Annotated in this window: 17 protein-coding genes; 9 read left to right on the top strand and 8 right to left on the bottom strand. The window is 62.6% G+C overall.

The window, feature by feature from the left end; genetic code table 11:
* Positions 1 to 23 precede the first annotated feature (23 nt).
* Genes NKF27_RS10475 through nudC form a run of 4 tightly spaced genes read left to right on the top strand, consistent with a single transcriptional unit; the run spans position 24 to position 2,783 of the window.
* Complete coding sequence (locus tag NKF27_RS10475) at positions 24 to 725, top strand: methyltransferase domain-containing protein (protein ID WP_253556378.1); 702 nt, start codon at positions 24 to 26, stop codon at positions 723 to 725.
* Positions 726 to 748: 23 nt separating this feature from the next.
* On the top strand, positions 749 to 1,183 hold the full coding sequence (gene rnhA, locus NKF27_RS10470; protein ID WP_231498692.1) for a ribonuclease HI: 435 nt from the start codon (positions 749 to 751) through the stop codon (positions 1,181 to 1,183).
* 47 nt (positions 1,184 to 1,230) lie between these two features.
* Complete coding sequence (gene dnaQ, locus NKF27_RS10465) at positions 1,231 to 2,007, top strand: DNA polymerase III subunit epsilon (protein WP_253556376.1); 777 nt, start codon at positions 1,231 to 1,233, stop codon at positions 2,005 to 2,007.
* Positions 2,007 to 2,783 (top strand): NAD(+) diphosphatase, encoded by a 777-nt coding sequence (gene nudC / locus NKF27_RS10460; RefSeq protein WP_253556374.1) that lies wholly within the window; start codon positions 2,007 to 2,009, stop codon positions 2,781 to 2,783. The genes dnaQ and nudC overlap by 1 nt, the downstream gene beginning before the upstream one ends.
* 38 nt (positions 2,784 to 2,821) lie before the next feature.
* Here nudC and NKF27_RS10455 read toward each other — a convergent pair whose 3' ends face one another.
* Positions 2,822 to 3,130 carry an SCP2 sterol-binding domain-containing protein gene (locus NKF27_RS10455; protein WP_045993717.1) on the bottom strand — a complete coding sequence of 103 codons (309 nt, stop codon included), beginning with the start codon at positions 3,128 to 3,130 and terminating at the stop codon, positions 2,822 to 2,824.
* Positions 3,131 to 3,273: 143 nt separating this feature from the next.
* Here NKF27_RS10455 and sohB point away from each other — a divergent pair, with 143 nt between their 5' ends.
* Positions 3,274 to 4,305 carry a protease SohB gene (sohB, locus tag NKF27_RS10450; RefSeq protein WP_253556372.1) on the top strand — a complete coding sequence of 344 codons (1,032 nt, stop codon included), beginning with the start codon at positions 3,274 to 3,276 and terminating at the stop codon, positions 4,303 to 4,305.
* A 162-nt stretch (positions 4,306 to 4,467) separates the two neighbouring features.
* Here sohB and NKF27_RS10445 read toward each other — a convergent pair whose 3' ends face one another.
* Positions 4,468 to 4,797, bottom strand: coding sequence for a metalloregulator ArsR/SmtB family transcription factor (locus NKF27_RS10445; RefSeq protein WP_045993715.1), 330 nt, complete (start codon positions 4,795 to 4,797; stop codon positions 4,468 to 4,470).
* An 895-nt stretch (positions 4,798 to 5,692) separates the two neighbouring features.
* Between NKF27_RS10445 and NKF27_RS10440 the strand changes: the two genes are divergently transcribed.
* Together NKF27_RS10440 and NKF27_RS10435 are read left to right on the top strand one after the other, a co-directional pair.
* On the top strand, positions 5,693 to 6,382 hold the full coding sequence (locus tag NKF27_RS10440) for a 7-cyano-7-deazaguanine/7-aminomethyl-7-deazaguanine transporter (protein ID WP_045993714.1): 690 nt from the start codon (positions 5,693 to 5,695) through the stop codon (positions 6,380 to 6,382).
* A gap of 236 nt (positions 6,383 to 6,618) precedes the next feature.
* On the top strand, positions 6,619 to 7,398 hold the full coding sequence (locus NKF27_RS10435) for an alpha/beta fold hydrolase (protein ID WP_253556370.1): 780 nt from the start codon (positions 6,619 to 6,621) through the stop codon (positions 7,396 to 7,398).
* Positions 7,399 to 7,578: 180 nt separating this feature from the next.
* Here NKF27_RS10435 and NKF27_RS10430 read toward each other — a convergent pair whose 3' ends face one another.
* Positions 7,579 to 8,805 (bottom strand): ABC transporter substrate-binding protein, encoded by a 1,227-nt coding sequence (locus tag NKF27_RS10430; protein ID WP_253556368.1) that lies wholly within the window; start codon positions 8,803 to 8,805, stop codon positions 7,579 to 7,581.
* A gap of 188 nt (positions 8,806 to 8,993) precedes the next feature.
* On the opposite strand from NKF27_RS10430, the gene NKF27_RS10425 reads away from it, so the two are divergent.
* Complete coding sequence (locus tag NKF27_RS10425; protein WP_253556366.1) at positions 8,994 to 10,700, top strand: potassium/proton antiporter; 1,707 nt, start codon at positions 8,994 to 8,996, stop codon at positions 10,698 to 10,700.
* A 150-nt stretch (positions 10,701 to 10,850) separates the two neighbouring features.
* On the opposite strand, the gene NKF27_RS10420 is transcribed toward NKF27_RS10425, so the two are convergent.
* Both NKF27_RS10420 and gdhA read right to left on the bottom strand, forming a co-directional pair.
* Entirely contained in the window at positions 10,851 to 11,627 is a 777-nt protein-coding gene (locus NKF27_RS10420) for a hypothetical protein (protein WP_124804776.1), read from the bottom strand.
* Between the two features lie 231 nt (positions 11,628 to 11,858).
* Complete coding sequence (gene gdhA, locus NKF27_RS10415) at positions 11,859 to 13,211, bottom strand: NADP-specific glutamate dehydrogenase (RefSeq protein ID WP_253556365.1); 1,353 nt, start codon at positions 13,209 to 13,211, stop codon at positions 11,859 to 11,861.
* A gap of 215 nt (positions 13,212 to 13,426) precedes the next feature.
* Between gdhA and NKF27_RS10410 the strand changes: the two genes are divergently transcribed.
* On the top strand, positions 13,427 to 14,224 hold the full coding sequence (locus tag NKF27_RS10410; protein ID WP_253556364.1) for a M48 family metallopeptidase: 798 nt from the start codon (positions 13,427 to 13,429) through the stop codon (positions 14,222 to 14,224).
* A 61-nt stretch (positions 14,225 to 14,285) separates the two neighbouring features.
* Here the strand turns inward: NKF27_RS10410 and NKF27_RS10405 are convergent, their stop codons facing one another.
* The 3 genes from NKF27_RS10405 to NKF27_RS10395 form a co-directional block, all read right to left on the bottom strand.
* Positions 14,286 to 14,483, bottom strand: a complete 198-nt coding sequence (locus NKF27_RS10405; protein WP_124804775.1) for a hypothetical protein — start codon at positions 14,481 to 14,483, stop codon at positions 14,286 to 14,288.
* A 70-nt stretch (positions 14,484 to 14,553) separates the two neighbouring features.
* On the bottom strand, positions 14,554 to 16,938 hold the full coding sequence (locus NKF27_RS10400) for an arylsulfatase (RefSeq protein ID WP_253556363.1): 2,385 nt from the start codon (positions 16,936 to 16,938) through the stop codon (positions 14,554 to 14,556).
* Positions 16,939 to 17,233: 295 nt separating this feature from the next.
* Positions 17,234 to 18,559, bottom strand: a complete 1,326-nt coding sequence (locus NKF27_RS10395) for an MFS transporter (RefSeq protein ID WP_253556457.1) — start codon at positions 18,557 to 18,559, stop codon at positions 17,234 to 17,236.
* Positions 18,560 to 18,750: the final 191 nt, after the last annotated feature.

Below are 18,750 nucleotides of genomic sequence, written 5' to 3'. Positions count from 1 at the left end.
GGTCCAGTGACAGCGGATGCGCCGTGCGGCGTTCCGAGCGAGCCTGCCTGGGCCCGCTGGCCGAACGCTGGTGCGGCCAGCACGGTCTTGAAATGTCACTGGCCGAGCCACTGGCCGACATGAGCGCGGTGCGCCACTGGATACGGTGGTCTCCGACCAGGGAGCTGGCGGAAAGTTGCAGCACGCTGGTTTGCCGCCCTGAGCGCTTGGCACTGCCCGACGGAGCGATGGACGTGGTGGTGCTCAATCACTTGCTGGAGGTGGTGTCCCACCCCCACCAGCTTCTGCAGGAGGCCGCCCGGGTGGTCTCGCCGCAGGGGCGACTGGTACTGCTTGGCTGGTCCCCGCTGTCATCGTCGGGCTTGATGAGGGTGCGGCCTCGCCGCCGGCGGCAGATGCCGGGACAGGGCGTATGGCGAACGCCGCGGACGATGAAGGACTGGCTTCAGTTTGTCGACTTCGAGATCGAGCGGGTAGACTACTGCCGATTTCGCCTGCCGGGGCTCGCCGGTGGCAATGGCATGCTGGAGACCCTTGGCCGGCGCCACAACCTGCCCCTGGGCGATTGTTATATCATCCAGGCTCGCTGCCGCTCGCAGCTGGCCTGTACCCAGGGAAAACGCCCGCTGTTCGGCTTGCCGGTCGGTAACACCGCACTCGGTACCACCAGGCTCGAGCCCAGTGTGCGGCAGACCCCCAAGCAGAAGAAGGTAGCAATGCGTTGACCACTCCCGATTCACTCCCTGTCGTGACCATTTACACCGACGGGGGTTGCCGCGGCAATCCCGGACCCGGCGGCTGGGGAGCGCTGCTGGAAAGCGGGGATCACCGCAAGTCGCTCAAGGGCGCCGAGCGTGATACCACCAACAACCGAATGGAGCTGACCGCCGCGATCATGGCGCTGAAGACGCTCAAGCGCGAGTGTCACGTGGATCTCTGGACCGATTCGGAGTATCTGCGCAAGGGCATCACCGAATGGATCCATGGCTGGATCAAGCGTGGCTGGAAGACGGCTTCCAGGCAGCCAGTGAAGAACGCCGATCTGTGGCGCGAGCTGCATGAACAGACACGCCGACACCAGGTCAGCTGGCATTGGGTCAAGGGGCACAGCGGCCACCCTGGAAACGAGGCTGCCGACGCCCTGGTCAACGAGGCCATCGACGAGTTGCTGGAAGGCGCCTGACGCCGTCGGCCTACACCCCACAGCCCATCCGACTTCAGGGACCCAGAATGCGACAGATTGTACTGGATACCGAGACCACCGGTATCGAGACTCGCGACGGCCACCGTCTCATCGAGATCGGCGCCGTGGAGATGATAAACCGGCGTCTGACCGGAAATTCCTACCATCAATACATCAATCCCGAGCGTGAGATCGATGCCGAGGCGATCGGTGTCCACGGCATCACCAACGAGCGGGTCGCCAATGAGCCGGTGTTCGCCGAGGTGGCGGCCGACTTCTGGGAGTTTATCCGCGGGGCCGAACTGGTCATCCATAACGCGCCCTTCGATGTCGGCTTCATCGACCACGAATTCAAGCTGTTGAAGGCCACCCACCCCGAGCTATATGCAGGGCCCGTCAAGGATCACTGTCGTATCCTCGATACCCTGACCATGGCAAGGGGACTGCACCCGGGGCAGCGCAACAGCCTCGACGCGCTTTGCAAGCGCTACGACATCGACAATGGTCACCGCGTGCTGCACGGGGCCTTGCTCGATGCCGAGATCCTGGCAGACGTCTATCTGGCGATGACCGGTGGGCAGACCGCCCTGACCCTGGATGCGGGCAACGACAGCGACCAGCAGGCGGCGGTGCCCGGCGAGCTTTCGGTGCGTCGGCTGTCATTGGAGCCGGGGCGGCTGAGCGTGGTACGCCCGACAGAGCAGGAGATGGCGGCCCATCTGGCCAAGCTCGACAAGGTGCGTGGAAAGGCAGGTGAGTGTCGCTGGGACGACCTGGACCCTGCCTACGCCGGCCCTGGCAGCGCCACGCAGGACGGTGCCTGATGCTGCATCGAGAGCTGCCAAGAGGTGTCGAGTCGGGGCGTATCATTCGCCTGGCGAAAGGCTGTATTGCGCCTGGCCTGGACAATACGCCGCTGGGGCCGGTCGAGCCCTGGGATGAGCGTGTTCAGCCGTTGTGCTGGTGGTCGGACGAACCGGTGGGGCTGCGTCTTGAAGACAGCCCAGGCGCCGACTGGCCAGACGGCCGTAGCTGGCTGTCGAGGTTGCCCGAGTCATGGTACGGGCTGGTGTCAACGGCGCTGCAGGTGGGTGCCTGGATGGGCAATCACCGGTTTTGCGGGCGTTGCGGCAGCCAAGCGAGGCGTCTGGAGCACGAGTTTGCGATGCACTGCGACAATTGCGGCCATCGCAACTACCCGCGCATCTCGCCCTGTATCATTACCCTGGTGACCCACGGGGAGTCGCTGTTGCTGGCTCGTAGCCCGCGTTTTCCACCCGGACGCTATTCCACCCTGGCAGGATTCATCGAACCGGGAGAGTCGGCTGAGCAGGCGGTTCATCGCGAGGTCCACGAGGAGGTCGGTCTGAAGCTGGGGCGGCTGCGTTACATTCGCAGTCAGGCCTGGCCTTTTCCCCACTCCCTGATGCTGGGCTATCTGGTCGAGGCGGCAAGCCGACGCATCGTGATCGACGGCCACGAGATCGAAGACGCCGCCTGGTTCTCGCCACGGCAGCTACCGCAGTTGCCGCCGCTTTATTCGATCTCGCGGGAGTTGATCGAGTTGCACCTGTCCGAGGTGCGTGACGGTCGGTCCTGACGGGCAGTCGCCGGGAGGGGCCACTGCCCATTTGAGCATCACTTCTCGGGAAACAGCTCGGTCAGGCGGGTCGCCAGCATGATATTGCCGGTCGCCTTGAGCTTGCCGGTCATGAAGGCTGTCATGCCGTTGATATCACCGGTCATGATGCCCTTGAGGGTGTCGCTGCTCATGCTCAGGCTGACAGAGGGATCGTCGTGCTCGCCCTGCTGGATGTCCAGTGCGCCATCGTCGATGACGACATAGTGATCCTCGGTATCGCTGAAATGGAACTGGAAGATCTCGTGCATGCCCTGGGCAGCGTCGGGATTGAAGCGAGAGCGTAGCGTATCGAGTGTCTGTGACATGAGAATTCCTTGCAGTTGTGTGAGTCGCTGTCAGGCAGCGTATTTCAAACGAGTGTTTCAATCAAGGCCGGGCGCCGTTCAGGGTCTATGACCGTCAAGGTCCAGGTCTTTGCAGAATTGTGCCGGCTGACAGGGAGAGAGCGATGGAAGACTGGCTGGGTGAGATCCTGACCTTTTTTGTTCAGCTGCTGCTGGTGGCGGGGGTCGTGCTGTTGGCGCTGATCGTGCTTGCCCGGGCCAAGGGTGGCGGCAGTGTACCCAGGGAGCAGCTCAGGATCGAGGACCTGGGTCAGCGTCAGCGTCAGTGGCGTGAGCGTTTGATACAAGCCAGGACAGGCACAGAAAAGCGGTCTCGTCTGCGCTGGCCGTGGCGTCGGGATGCTAAGCCCAGGCAGGATGAAGCTGCGGAATCGAGCGCCACCACCTGGGTGATCGATTTTCATGGCAACCTCAAGGCCAGCGGCGTGGACCGCCTGGCTCGCGAAGTGTCCTTGCTGCTTGGTGTGGCTAAGGAAGGGGACGAGGTGGTCATTCGGCTGGAGAGCCCCGGAGGCCTGGTCCACACCTATGGGCAGGGTGCGGCGGAACTGCACCGGCTCACCGAGGGGGGCCTCAAGACCACGGTCTGCGTGGACAAGGTAGCGGCCAGCGGCGGCTACCTGATGGCGTGCAACGCACAACGCATCCTGGTGGCCCCGTTTGCGGTAATCGGCTCCATCGGGGTGGTGGCCCAGATCCCGAATGTCCACCGCCTGCTCAAGCGCCATGACGTCGATGTGGAGCTGGTGACCGCCGGGCGCTACAAGCGCACGCTCACCGTGCTGGGCGAAAACACCGAGGAAGGCAGAGACAAGCTGCAGGCGGACCTCGACGCCATCCATGCCAAGTTCAAGGACTACGTCGACCAGCGCCGCTCCGCCGTGGATATCGACGCCGTGTCCACCGGCGAGGTCTGGTACGGAGAAGAGGCCGTGTCCAGAGGGTTGGCGGATGAGGTCACCACCAGCGAGGCTTATCTCAGCAAGGCGATGGAACGTGGCAAGGTGCTGAGCCTGAGGCTTGCGGCGGTGCCATCACTGGCCGAGCGTCTTGGTTTTTCCGCCTCTGGCATGGTCGAGCAGGCGCTCGACCGGGTGGAAGAGCGTGTCGATGCGTCCGGCTGGGAGCATCGGTAGGCGAAGCGCGCGTCGCGGTTCATAACATTGGATCGCAATACTGCCTGAGCTGAGCCGCCCCAGCTCCGCCTGTCCAAGTCGTTCTATCCATCGAGCGAGCCCGATGCCCTCCAGCGAGGGCTATCGGGTGCGAAGCGCCTGACCAGAGTCTGTGGTCGCGCTTCAGTCGTCGTTGGCGGCGTTCATCTTGACGATGGCGGCGATCATGATGCTCGCGCTGTCGCCTTGCAGTGAGTAGTAGATGGTCTGGGAGGAGCGCCGAGTACTGACCAGCTCGGCTCGCCTGAGGATGGCAAGGTGCTGGGATAGGGCCGACTGGCTCAGGCTCAGGCGTTGATTGAGCTCTGTCACGGACAGCTCGTTGCCTTCAAGTAGACACAGGATTCTTAGGCGATTGTCGTTGGCGATGGCTTTCAGCAGGCCGCTCGCTCTGTCTACCACGGCATCTCCACCCTCAAGCAGGCGGCCGGCAACACGTTGTGAGCTGTTCATCAGCACTCTCCCTTGCAGCGGTGACTGACACGAATTGCACCCGTTGGACGTCGTGGCGCTAGGCGCCACCCGAGATGGACGGCAATAGGGATCGAGGTGTTGTGCATGGATGGCTTGTCATCCTCATTGAAGAGATCCGCTAGTCGGATTCGGCGTATCCGGCTCCTCGGAATAGTGTTGGTCCGGGGCGCAGGACACCTTTCATTTGGTCGCTGATGAAAGCCGAAGCCTTTCTTTCCGTTAGTGATTAAGAAACTTCTCAATAATAGCGCATTGTTGAAGTAAACGCGTCTTAAACGCGTGTTTGTGACCGTTTCGGCAGAATTAGATAATAAGTTTTTCAAAATGTGTCCATCTCGTTGTTTCTTGTATTTGTATTTAGCAGATTGACAATATTGTGCAATATCAGGTTTCCCTGGGTATCCGGCATGACACATCTGGTGCCTGGATCTCCAGTTATCTGATTGTGCCCGTCTATCCGGGGTGGCCTGAGGGTAAAGGGGAAGGGTTCGAGCAAGGGAGTGCTGGCAAGGCGCAGGCTTGTCTCGTATAATTCCTGCCGCCAAATTTGCACCCCACGCGGTGGCGCGAGACTTTTCGCCATCCGGCTCGAAATCTTGCGCCATCTGGCCTGGAATTCAGAGCCATCCGGCTTGGGATTCTGAGCCATCCGGCTTGGGATTCTGAGCCATACGGCTCGGCCCGGTCGGTGCGATTCGCGTCAGTCGTCGTGTGCCACTGAGCAGACGATGGCGAGTCGACGGCGAAACAGCACCAGGTATTGCTTGAGCAGGCATGCCGCAGCGCCATCCAGAGGTATCTCAGCCGGGCGTGCCTGTACCCGTATTGTGGTTGTTCCCAGGGTTCCCTCACCCCTTGCGAAAAAGGAATCATGATGTTCACTCTGTCCTTCGAACAGCGCCGTCGTCTGCTGGCGTTGATGGTCGTTTTCCATATCGTCGTTATCGCCGCCAGCAACTACCTGGTCCAGTTGCCGTTTACGGTGTTTGGCTTGCACACGACCTGGGGCGCTTTCAGCTTTCCCTTCATCTTCCTGGCAACCGATCTGACGGTACGCCTGTTCGGCAAGGGGCCGGCCCGCGCTATCGTGATGCGCGTGATGCTGCCCGCGCTGGTGGTGTCGTACGTTGTCTCGGTGGTCTTTCCGCAGGGCGGCTTCGCTGGCCTTGCAGCATTCGATGGTTTCGATCTGTTCGTCGCCCGTATCGCACTGGCCAGTTTCATGGCCTACCTGCTCGGACAATTGCTCGACGTGCAGGTCTTCGACCGGCTCCGGCGACTCAAGCACTGGTGGGTGGCGCCGGCGGCGTCGACCCTGGTCGGTAATCTGGTCGATACCGTGGCGTTCTTCTCCATCGCCTTCGAGGCTGGCCCTGACCCGTTCATGGCGCAGCATTGGCCTGAAATCGCAGCGGTCGATTACGCCATCAAACTTGCGATCAGTCTGGCCTTTTTCCTGCCCCTGTACGGCGTGCTGCTGCGTTATCTGAGCCAGCGACTGGTGGCGGTGACCGGCAGTCAGGACGTCTGGCCGGAGCAGGTCGCTCGGGGAGAGGGGCGCTGATAAGGGCCTCGATCCCCGGCGGTTGAGCCTGCTGGGCCGGTGTTACGGTCTGGTTCTGCTCTGGTTCTGATCTGGTTCCGATCTGGTTCCGATCTAGCCCCGCCCTGGTTTGCTCTGGCTGTGCTTGCTGCCTGGCTCCGCGCCCCGCCTGGCACGTTCAGTACTATGCTGGTGTCGTGAAGCACGACGTTCTACCGGCTCTCTTCCAACCTTCGATCGCTCAAAGGAGTGCAGCTATGACGGTTTCCCTGGAATATACGGACAGTGGTGGTCAGGGAGAGCCATTGGTCATCGTTCATGGCCTGCTGGGTAGCGCCGACAACTGGCGCTCCCATGTCAAACAGTGGTCAGGCGAGCGCCGTGTGATCGCCCTGGATCTTCGCAATCATGGCCGGTCTCCCCATGCCGAGGGTATGGACTATGACCAGATGGCCGAGGACGTGGCAGCGGTGATGGACCGCTGCGGCGTCACCAGAGGGCACCTGCTTGGCCACTCCATGGGCGGCAAGGTGGTGATGACCCTGGCCAGGCTGCATCCTGAGCTGGTGGCGTCGCTGATCGTTGCCGATATCGCGCCGGTCGCCTATGAACACCGTCACGATAGCGTCTTCAGCGCACTGCGGCGTGTCGAGCAGGGTGAGCCCACCGACCGGCGAGAGGCCGATGCCTTGATGGCTAAGGTGATCGACGACAAGCCCACTCGCATGTTTCTGGCTACCAATCTGGTGCGCGGCGACGATCGCGTACTACGCCTGCGGGTCAATCTCGATGCGATCGAAGCCGGCTACGGCCAGATCATGGCCCCTCCGGGTGGCGAAGGAAGCATCGATGTGCCGACGCTGGTGTTGCGCGGTAGTCGCTCCGACTACGTCGCCGATGACCTGCTTGAGTCGCTGCGCGCCGTCCTGCCCAGGGCCGAAGTCAAGACCCTGGACGCTGGTCACTGGCTTCACACCGAGCGCGCGCAGGAGTTTCAGGAGCAAGTGGCCGAATTTCTGGCCTCTCTGGACGACTAGCCAGTGCAATCAAGGCGCCGGTGATTGGCCGGGGTCCTGGTCCAGGTGCCGCTGATTAGCCGGGGTCCTTGCCCAGGCGCCGGTGATTGGCCGGGGTCCTTGCCCAGGCGCCAGTGATGAGCCGGGGTCCATGCCCAGGCGTCTGTGGTTTAGCCGGGGTGCTTGCCCAGGCGCCAGTGATTAGCCGGGGTCCTTGCCCAAGCGCGAGATCGGGGTCAAGCGTTCGACGATCTTCTGGTCATGTAGATAGCGCTCCAGGCGACGATAGCGGCCGTGGTCCATGGCGCCGGGGCGCAGGCTGAGTCGGCGCCTGATGTCGGGCCAGGCCTCGGCATTGGCGGGGCTGTCCATGGTCGGCTCGAGTCGAGTCATGATCTCCCAGCTCGCGGCGGGATGGTCGATGATCCAGCGCGTGGCTTGTTCCAGTGCGTCGACGAAGGCGCGAATGGCGTCCTTCTGTGCCTGAAAGTGGTCCTGGTTGGCCACGACGACCAGGCCGTCATGCACCGGGATACCCAGTGTCTCGGTCGGCATGGCGCGGGTAGCGATGCCGAGGTCGGCGAGCTCTCGCGGCAGGGACAGTGCCGCGCCGCCGATGAAGGCATCGATCCAGCCTTCGTTCATCGCGCGTATCACGCTGAAGTGCACGTCCTTGGCCTCGACATGGGACAGGTTCAATCCTTCGTGTTGAAGGATGGCCCTGAGCAAGACGTCTTGTCCCGAGCGCTGCGCGTAGCCGATCCGGTGATCGATCAGTCCCAGCACCGAGTCGATGTCCGCATCTTCGCGTACCAGCAGCGCCGACAGTGGCAATTCGCTCAAGGTGGCAACCCTGATGATGGGGCGCCCCTGGTCCACCAGCCGGTGCAAGGTGAGCTGGTCGGTCAGTGCCAGATCCGCCTGGGATGCCGCCACCAGCTTGGCAGGTACGTCGGGATCGGCGGGGGTCTGCAGCACGACGTTCAGTCCGCGCCGCGAGAACAGCCCCCTCTCCTGAGCCACCAGCAAGGCTGCGTGCTGCGGCCCGGGTGACCATTCCAGCACCACAGTCAGCTCGGTGACCGGCGGCGGCGCGATCGGATCGGCAGGAGCCGCCGTGGCCGACGGTGCCACCGGCATCGCGGGCGTGTCGATACCGGGTCCACCAGGCAATCCACGGTAGCGCTCGAGAATATCGCTCACCACCGCCGCGTCGGCGCTCGAGGGGGGCGTTCCGTCGACCCGCTCGGAAGAAGTCTCGACCTGTTGCTCCTGGGCAAGGGGCGGCGCTGTCTGTTGCTGCGCTGCGGCTTCAGCGGGCGCCTCCGGCTCGGCCAGGGCAGGGGGCAACGCGCCGAGGCTCGCCAGCAGCAAGCTCAAGCCCGCAAGCCGGATTAGCCGGTGTTGCCTGGGCGACGACTTGGGCATCAACAATCTCCATGGGTCAGGCATTCGTACCAGCGCGCTAGTGTATCCAAGGGCGAGCTTCGTTCACCAGCGGCATCCATCAACATCCTGGTAATTCGAAGTGCCTTCGATGAATCACGTTACACTCGACAGATCGCGGCGTGGGGCCGGGCGTGAGACAATCATGATGAACGTTGCAAGGGATACGCATGGATTCGATCAATAGTCTCTTTCTTCTGTGTGGAACTCTGATTGCGCTGAGTGTGCTGGCCAGTCGGCTTTCCGCTCTGGCCGGCGTGCCACTGCTGGTGCTGTTCCTGATACTCGGCATGCTGGCGGGTGAAGACGGCCTGCTGGGTATCGACTTCGACAACTACTCGCTGGCCTTTGTCATCGGCCATCTCGCCCTGGCGATGATCCTGCTGGATGGTGGCCTGAGGACACGGCTCAAGACCTTTCGCGTCGGTTTCAAACCCGCCCTGGGGCTCGCTACCGTCGGGGTCTTCATCACCAGCGGTCTGGTCGGTCTGCTGGCGATGTGGGTCTTCGATCTATCGTTGCTGCAGGGCCTGCTGGTCGGGGCCATCGTCGGTTCTACCGACGCTGCGGCGGTCTTCTCGATGCTCAGTGGCAGAGGGCTCAACCTCAATGAACGGGTCGGCGCCACCCTGGAAATCGAGTCCGGCACCAATGATCCCATGGCGATCTTTCTCACCCTGGTGCTGGTCGAGGCGCTGGTGGGGGACCTCGGTGGCCCCCTGGACATGCTGCTGTTCTTTGTTCAGCAGTTCGCCATGGCCATCGCCATCGGGCTTGGCGCGGGCTGGCTGATCGGTCGCTTGCTGCGCTATGTGGATCTTGCACCGGGACTTTACTCGCTGCTGGCCCTGGCGTTGGGGTTCTGCGTCTTTGGCTTGACCAGTGCCCTGGGGGGCAGTGGCTTCCTGGCGATTTATCTGGCCGGATTGATGATCGGCAATCAGCCGGGGCGGCACCTCAACTTCATCTTGCCGGTGCATGACGGACTGGCCTGGCTAAGTCAGATCGGGCTATTTCTGGTGCTTGGCTTGCTGGTGACACCTTCGGCACTGCTGGAGGTGCTGTTGCCTGCATCGGTGGTAGCCCTGGCGCTGATCTTCGTGGCGCGTCCGTTGGCGGTGGTGCTGACGCTCAAGCCGTTTTTCCATTTCCGCTGGCGCGAGGTGGGATTCATTTCCTGGGTGGGGCTTCGCGGTGCCGTGCCCATCGTGCTGGCGATCTTTCCTGTCATCGGTGGCGTCGAGCAAGCCGGCCTCTACTTCAATGTGGCCTTCGCGGTGGTGTTGCTGTCGCTGTTGATTCAGGGCGGAAGCTTGCCCTGGATGGCACGCCGCATGAAGGTCATGGTGCCGGACAGTGCCACTCCCAATCATCGGGGGCCACTTGGCATCCTGCCTGAAAACGACTTCGAGATGTTCGTCTACAAGGTCGAAAATGCCGATCTCGAAGACGTCCCGATCCGGCTGCTGCGCTTTCCCTCAGGTGCCTTGATCTCTGCCCTGTTCCGCCAGCACGTGATGCTGCACCCCAAGGGCAGTACACAGTTGCGCATCGACGATATCATCTGTGTCATCGGCAAGAGCGACGATCTGCCAGCATTGAACCGGCTGTTCAACGGCGACGCCAAGCATCGCCAGCAGCGAGCCTTCTTCGGCACCTTTACCCTGGATGCGGACGCCAGGATGGGCGATGTGGCCGATGCCTATGCGTTGACCCTGAGCCCCGGCGAGGCCTCGCTGACACTGGGCGAATTCATGGGGCTGCGCTTGGGCGGGCATCCGGTGGTCGGCGACGACGTCGACTGGCATGGCATCCACTGGGTGGTGAGCGAGATGGAAGGCAACCATATCACCCGTGTGGGCCTGCGCCTCTACTGAGGCGCAGCGTTCCCGTTTCGGAAAGCATCGAGCGGAAAGCATCGAGCGGAAAGCATCGAGCGGAAAGCATCGAGCGGAAATAACCGGGCGGAAATTATCGAGCGGGGTCTATCGAGAAAGCCCCTTGCCAAGATGCCCTGGAAGAGCCCGTCAGGGCACCAGCAACTTGAACTGCAGCGAAAATTGGTCTTCGGGCACGGCGTAGTCGTCGGCGAAGTTGTGTTCATACAGACCACTGATCTGCAGCGGGGAGTCTCCCAGCTTTACCAGTTTGCTGAGTCGGCCACCCACGGGCAGGCTGCTCCAGTCGCTGTGCTCCCAGTCGTAGGTGATGTTCATCTCCGAAGTGCCCACTGACCAGCCCTGGCCGAGCCCGAGATTGATGATGGGCTGCAGGATGCTCAGGTTGACGTCCTCGCGATCGTCCTCACCGGCGACACTGAAGATGTTCTGGTTGAAGGCGCCATACAGGAAGGAGCCCCGCGAGGCCGCAAACCCGACCGCCGGACCCAGACCCCACTGTTCGGCGCCACGATGCTCACCGCCGGTCGGCAGAAGGGCGACCACACCGAAGCCAGAACGACCCCAGGAGTGTTCGAAGGTGGTGAGGTCGAACACCGTAGAATCGCTAAGGCCGGTGGAACCGCCGGGATCCTCGGTCAGTGAGGGCACCGTCAGGCGAAAGATGTGCTGGTGGCCCGCCAGCCGGTAGGGCAGCGCCGTTCTGAACTGGACGATGTTCTGTGAATCATTGGTGCCGTGGACTTCCGGGCTCCAGGAATTCTGTAGCTGGAAGTTCATCAGTGGCGCAGTGGGGTCGGAGGCGGCCTGTCCGAGTTCCTGCTCGGCCAGGACGCCGGGGCTGATCGCCAGTGTGCCGATCAGCAGCGCGGCACCAACGGATCTGCTGGCTAACGGAACGTTCACCCTCAGGCCATTCTGTTCGCAGAGCTCGCCGCCCCGAATCCTGACTCTTCCCTGATGCATCCCGACATTCCCCCAGCCGATGAGAGAGCCCCTGCAACGCGGGCTCGATTGCTATTTCGGCATAGTGTAGTCGGTCTTGCATGTAATATGCGTTTTTGTGCTTATCTGCCGGCGGGCGGATCGGCAGGGTCCTTGTTGCCAACCGTCCCCCGGACAAACCTGTCCCAGGATTTACCAGGCCCCCTGGTCGATCATGGCATTGGCGACGCGCCTGAATCCCGCAATGTTGGCGCCCAGCACCAGGTTGTGGGGCTCGCCGAATTCCTCTGCGGTGGACGCACAGCAGCGATGGATATTGGCCATGATCGCCTGGAGGTGGGCATCGACCTTCTCCAGCGGCCAGATCTGCATGCTGGCGTTCTGCGCCATTTCCAGTTGACTGGTGGAGACGCCGCCGGCGTTGGCCGCCTTGCCGGGGGCGTAGGCGATGCGGGCCTCCAGCAGACGGTCCACCGCCAACGGCAGGGTCGGCAGGTTGGCCCCCTCGCATAGACACTCGAGCCCATTGGCGAGCATCGCCTCGGCGTCGGCCAGGGTGACCTCGCCCTGGGTCGCGCAGGGAAAGGCGACCTGGCCAGGGATGCGCCAGACGGCGTGGCCGTCGGCGGGGTAGTCGTCCAGCGCAATGAAGCGTGCCTGGGGGTGATCCTTCAGATAGCCTTCCAGCGAGACGCGCTCGACCTCCTTCAAGCGCTTGAGAGCGTCCAGATCGATGCCGTTCGGGTCGTGGAGGCAGCCGCCCGAATCGCTGCAGGTGATGGGCAGGGCATCCAGTTGATAAAGCTTCTCGATGGTATAGATGGCGACGTTGCCCGCGCCGGAGACCAGGCAGGTCTTGCCGCGCAGTTCCTGGCCCCGGGCTGCCAGCATGTGCTGGGCAAAGTAGGCGGCGCCGTAGCCGGTGGCCTCCTTGCGGCCCAGCGATCCGCCCCAGTCCAGCCCCTTGCCGGTAATCACTCCTTCGTGTCGCCGCGTCAGGCGCTTGTACTGGCCATAGAGGTAGCCGATCTCTCTGGCGCCGACGCCGATATCGCCCGCCGGGACATCCACGGTGGGTCCAATATGGTCCACCAGTTGGGTCATGAACGCCTGGCAGAAGCGCATGATTTCCCCGTCGGAGCGTCCGCGTGGGTCGAAGTTCGCGCCGCCCTTGGCCCCGCCGAGTGCGAGCCCGGTCAGTGCGTTCTTGAAGATCTGCTCGAACCCGAGGAACTTGATGATGCTGGCATTGACACTGGGGTGAAAGCGCAGTCCTCCCTTGTAGGGGCCGAGTGCCGAGTTGAACTGGACACGGTAGCCCTTGTTGACCTGGATGTTGCCGTTGTCGTCGGTCCAGCAGACGCGGAACATCAGTTGACGCTCGGGCTCGACCAGTCGCTCGATGATGGCGTGCTCGAGATAGCGAGAGTCCGACTCCAGCAGAGGCCTCAGGGACGCCAGGATCTTCTCTGCAGCGGCATAGAATTCCGCCTGGGCGGGGCTGGTGGCTTTCAGCCCCTCCAGAGTGTTGTGCAGGTAGTCCATGGCCGCATCTCCTTTTCCGAGGCTTCCTTCGGCGTTGTGCCGTAGCTGGCTCGTTCACTATAGAAGCGGGGCCGCTGGTCAGACAGCGGGATGCGCTCTATGGCGAATTCCAGATGCGTCTGGCAGCGGCCGTAGTCAAACACCGTGACAAGCGGCATCATTCAAACGAAAGGGCGACGGTCGCCCGGTAGCCGTTGATGAAAAGGTCAGGCGCGATGAAACGATCCTATTTTCCCGTGATACTGGCGCTCCTGGTGTCGATTGGCCTGGTGGGCTGCGACGAGACACCCACCGGGCGTAGCCAGCTTGCGCTGGTGCCAGGCTTCGTGATGAGCGACATGGGGGGTGACGCCTTCGATCAGATGCGTAGCCAACTGCCGCTTTCCAGCGATGCTTCCATCAAGACCGAGGTCCAGTGCGTCAGCACCGCCTTGATCAAGTCGGCGCGGCTCGTCTATCCCCAGGTCGAGATGCCTGATGACTGGCAGGTGGTCGTGTTCGACAATCCCTCGCCCAACGCCTTTGCCCTGCCGGGAGGGCGCATCGGCGTGCACTCGGGGCTTTTGCAAGTGGCTCAGACGCCTGACCAGCTGGCGGCGGTGGTCGGTCATGAGATCGCCCACGTGCTCGCCGACCATGGCAACGAACGATTGACCCAGCAACTGGGCATCAAGGCCGTGCTGCTGGTGGTCGGACTGATGAGCGAGGGGGACGTGGGTCAGGAACCCTTGCTTCAGGCGCTGGGCATCGGCAGCCAACTCGGCATCGCCTTGCCGTTCAGCCGAGCCCATGAGTCCGAAGCCGACGTGATGGGGCTGGCCATCATGGCGCGCGCCGGATTCGATCCCGGCGAGAGCGTCGCCCTCTGGCGCAATATGGCATCGGTTGGCGGTGATCAACCGCCGGAGATCCTGTCCACCCATCCGGGGCATCAGTCACGTATCGAAGGGTTGCGTGCCGAGATGGTGCAGGCCAAGGAGGTTTACAGAGGCGTTTCGCCCAGCCGCTGCTAGGGCTTGTCTGAAAAGTGCCTGCGCTCGCTAAGACGGCGTGAAAATCAGATCAACAGGTGGGTCAGACGTTGGTGGGCGTTCGACCGAGCTTGTCTTCAAAGGCCAGGGCCGCGGCGGCGGCCCTGGCTTCGTCCTGTCCATCGTGGCGAGAGACCACCCGCCGTGAGGCGTTGGGAGAGGAATCCGAAAATGCCACCACCGCCCAGCGAGTGCGCTTCATCGTTCTTGTCTGATAACTCTCTACACGATAATGCTTCATGTCCATCCATCTCGGCATAGTTCACGGGTATGACCCTGATTGCCGACGTAAAGTTCGAAAGCCTCACCAATTAGAGCAGCTCAATCGTAAAGGCTTCTATCTTGCCGCCAAAGGCGAAAGGGCGTCGCTCTGCGTAGTGGCGTGAGACGGGGGAGCCCAGATCGCGGCCCACGTCGAAGGTCTCGCTGGCGCTGAAGGCCAGGGGGACCGTCGAGAGCACCTGACCTTCCGCCGCGGTCTGCCCATCCACCTCGATCGTCACCTGCGCCGCTTTACCGGGCACCGGGATCCGGGTGGTGATGACGATGTCGTGGCTGCCCGGGGCCAGGGCGGCTGTGTGAATGCGGGTATTCTCCATCAGCAGCATATTGTACTCGTAGGTCAGCCTGCCCTGATCAAGATAGACGCTGAGCCCGCCGCCGGCACCTCCGATCGCATACAGCACGCCGTCGACGCTGTCCTGGCTGGTGTCGATACGCAGGCTGGCCCGGGTGCTCTGGCGGCCGATGCCCGGGGCCGAAAATTCCGGCATGCGTTGGGTCGTCTGGGTAAAGGTCCAGTGATCGTAGCGCGTCTTGACCCGGTCCTCGGGGTGGACGCGAAGCCAGTTGCCCGCACCGGTGGGGAAGGCCTTGTTGTCCTCGGCGATATCCATGAAGCGTTGTTTCATCATGGCCAGTCGCTCAGGCTGAGCGTGGGCCAGATCTCTGGCCTGGGAAAAATCGCTTCGCAGGTCGTAGAGTTCCCACACATCTTCGGCGGAATCCCAGTCGGCGATCCGCTGTGCCGCGCTCGAGGTATCCCAGGGAACCAGCGGGCCAAAGGTACCGGCAAAGTAGCCATCCAGGTAGAGCCCTCGACTGCCGTTATTGTCGAAGAACTGGTGGTGCTTGCGCTCGGGCGCCCCGGGGTCGTCGAAGGTGTAGCTCAGACTGATACCGTCCATGGGCATCTGCGGGTAGCCGTTGACGACGTCCGGTAGCGGGATCTCCAGAATGTCGTAGAGGGTCGGGGCAATATCCACCACGTGGTGGAACTGGTGGCGGACCCGATCATCCGGTGCGATATGCCCGGGCCAGGAGATGACCATGGGATTGCGGGTGCCGCCGAAATAGGCACCCAGCAGCTTGGTGCCCTTGAAGGGAGTGCTGCCCGCCCAGGCCCAGCCTGCGTGGTACATGTTTTCGGTCTCTGGGCCACCGAGTGCGTCGAGGCCGCCCATGCGGTCCAGGACTTTCAGCTGCTGTTCGACACTGCTGCCGATGTTGTTCTGGGCCAGCAATTCGCTGATCGAACCGTGCTGGCCTTCGGCGCTGGAGCCGTTGTCGCCGACGATATAGATGACCAGGGTGTTGTCTCTAAGTCCCATGTCCGCCATGCCTTCGAGCAGTCGCTCGACCTGGCTGTCGGTGTGCTCCACGAAGCCCGCGTAGATTTCCATCAAGCGAGTCTGGAAGTCGCGCTGGCCCTCGGGAATCTCGTCCCAGCCTTGCAGGCTGTCGTCGCGGGGCGTGAGCTCGGTGCCGTCAGGGATGATGCCCATCTCGAGCTGTCGCTGGTGGGTACGCACGCGGTAGGCATCCCAGCCATCGTCGAACTGGCCGGCGTAGCGATCGGCCCATTGCGGTGCAACGTGATGGGGGCCATGGGCCCCGCCCGGCGCCCAGTACATGAAAAACGGCTTGTCCGGATCGAAGGCCCGGTAGTCGGCGAGCCACGCGAGCGCCTGGTCCGTCAGGTCCTCGGTCAGGTGGTAGTCGGGGTCGTCTTCGGGGGGCTCGACATGCAGAGTGTCCACGGTCAGTCGTGGCTCCCACTGGGACGTCTCGCCCCCCAGAAAGCCATAGAAGTGCTCGAAACCATAGCCGGTGGGCCAGCGGTCCTTGGGGCCGATCGCTGTCGTCTCGACCGCCGGGGTGTTGTGCCACTTGCCGAAGGCGGCGGTGTGGTAGCCGTACTGCTTGAGCACCTCGGCGATGGTGGCGGCATTCTTCGGAATCACGCCGGTATAGCCGTCGAAGGCCACCGCCCGTTCGGCAATGGTACCGGAGCCCACCCGGGTATGGTTGCGACCGGTCAGCAGGGAGGCCCGCGTGGGGGAACAGATGGACGTGGTATGAAAGCCGGCGTACTCGATGCCTTCATCGGCCAGGCGCGACAGCGCTGGCATCCTGATCTCGCCACCGAAGACCTCGGACACCCCGAAGCCCACATCGTCCAGCATGACGATAAGAACATTGGGGGCGTCTTCCGGCAGGTGGGACGGCTCGTCCGGCCACTGCATGGTGGCGTCCTGGAGGCGAGGTGGTACATCGCTCGGCATGGGGGCGGGGGCGAAGGGTAATAACGCTCCGTCCGTCTCGGGCCGACCGGTCTCGGGCTGGCTTGCCCCAACCGGGCCCGATACGGGAGAGAGCAGCACCAGGCCGGCGAGGGCGCCGACCATGACTTGCATGGACCTTTGCATGGACCTCTGCATGACACACCTTCCTCGATAGCGGATTGCTGCGCATGGAAACGCTGGCTCGACGGGCGTGTCCCTGGCGACAATCGTTGCTGTGTTTCGGTACCCGACTCGTTCAGAAATCGTTGAGCGCCTATCACAGCAGGCCGAGCTATCGGCGGCGATAACACTGAGGAGAGATGTCGCGACGTTCTCTGGGGTGATTGACCCCGGTCAGGATTGCCGCATTGTCCTGGCAGGGCATGGCTTATGCCGGGCATAGCGCTATTTGGGGCTGCGCCGTGCGTCACCGCCGTTCTTCTTCACGTCTATGTTCAAGACCGGCGGTCGGCTCGCCTTGTGGGTCTTCTCCAGCCAAGTATTCAGGGTCCTCCAGTGGCTCGCCCGCTTCGTTCTGAAGCTGTAGATCGTAGGCGGACTGGAGGCCCGGTGGATCCTCCACCTCTTCATCGCCCACCTGATGAATATGGCCTGGGTACAAGGGCGACAGCAGGGCAACAAGGATGCCGATTGACGCGAAGATGGCGAACCCCTCGGCATAGCTGAAGACATTGAGCAGAGCGCCGATGACCGGCGAGCCGGTGGCCTGGCCGAGCGACACGGCCATGAAAGGCAGCACCGGCCCCATCGCCAGACGCCCGGGCAGCAGGCGAATACCGGTCATCAGGTAAAGGCCTGTCAAGCTCATGTAGGCAAGCCCAAAGACAAGAGCGGAGAATGCTGCCAGCACAGGTTGAGCGGGACTGGCAGCAAGCAAGGCCAGGCTTGCCGCCAGCATGGTCAGCATCAAGGCCTGGGTGATGGGCGGATTGTTGCGATCTGCCAGATCCGCGACTACCGCACCGCCGAGCCCGGCGATGCCGACGGCGAGCCACAACCACCCCGTGGCACTTGGCGACAGACCGCCAAGTGTCACCACCAGGTCCGGAGCAAAGATCCAGTAGGCGGCCGAGATGAAGCCCATCGCGTAAGCAAAGAGAGAAAGCCTGACGAGCCGTGACCACGGCAGTTCACGCAATGGGGGCGGGTCGGCAGCGTTCGCAGGGGTGATTCGCGATACCGAGGGTAGATACAGCCAGGTGGCGCACACGCCGATGACCGTCAAAACGGCGAACGACAGATAGGCCAGCCGCCAGGCGTCCGCCATGAACAGTACGGTCGGCACGGCGACGATCACGCCGATACTGGTTCCCGCATTCATTACCGAACTGACACGAGCATGCAGGGAGCGCCTTACCAGCGCCTGCATCCCGGCGGTGAGTGCGGGCATCATCAGGCCGGTACAGATGCCACAGGCGAATACTCCGATGCTGAGCAGGGTGGCATCTTGCGCCTGGCTGATCAGCGCCAGGCCGCCGACACAGAAAAGCCCGGACAGTACCGCTGCATAACGGGCGCCGAGACGATCGGTGGCGTAGGGCGCCACCGCCGTGGACAGCAGGAAGCTGACGAGGGGAAGGGCGCCAATGATGCCGATGGCATCAGGCGTCAGTGACAGCTCATCACGAATCTGGGGGACAAACAGGCCGAAGGCAAAACGCGCCAGTCCGTAGCTGATGGCGACCAGGGCCGCGCCGAAAACCGCAAATCCGGTGCTGGAAAGAGACCTCATGCTAGCTCCTCTGACATGCACGTTGCGCCACCTGTAGCGCTCTGGCGCCTTGATGCATCGTGTCTGGTTCGTCCCTGTCGTGCTGACTGGAGCAACAGATGCAAGCAGGGTGCACGATTGGCGGCGTTGTCGGCAATCCAGTAACGACAACCGTCGATCTTTTCACGACAACGTGTGAACACACCTTGCTG

This window comes from Halomonas sp. DN3 (genome assembly GCF_024137905.1).
GTDB lineage: Bacteria > Pseudomonadota > Gammaproteobacteria > Pseudomonadales > Halomonadaceae > Halomonas > Halomonas litopenaei.
The sequence above is the reverse complement of the archived record's forward strand: the minus strand, read 5'-3'. Positions and strand labels throughout refer to the sequence as shown.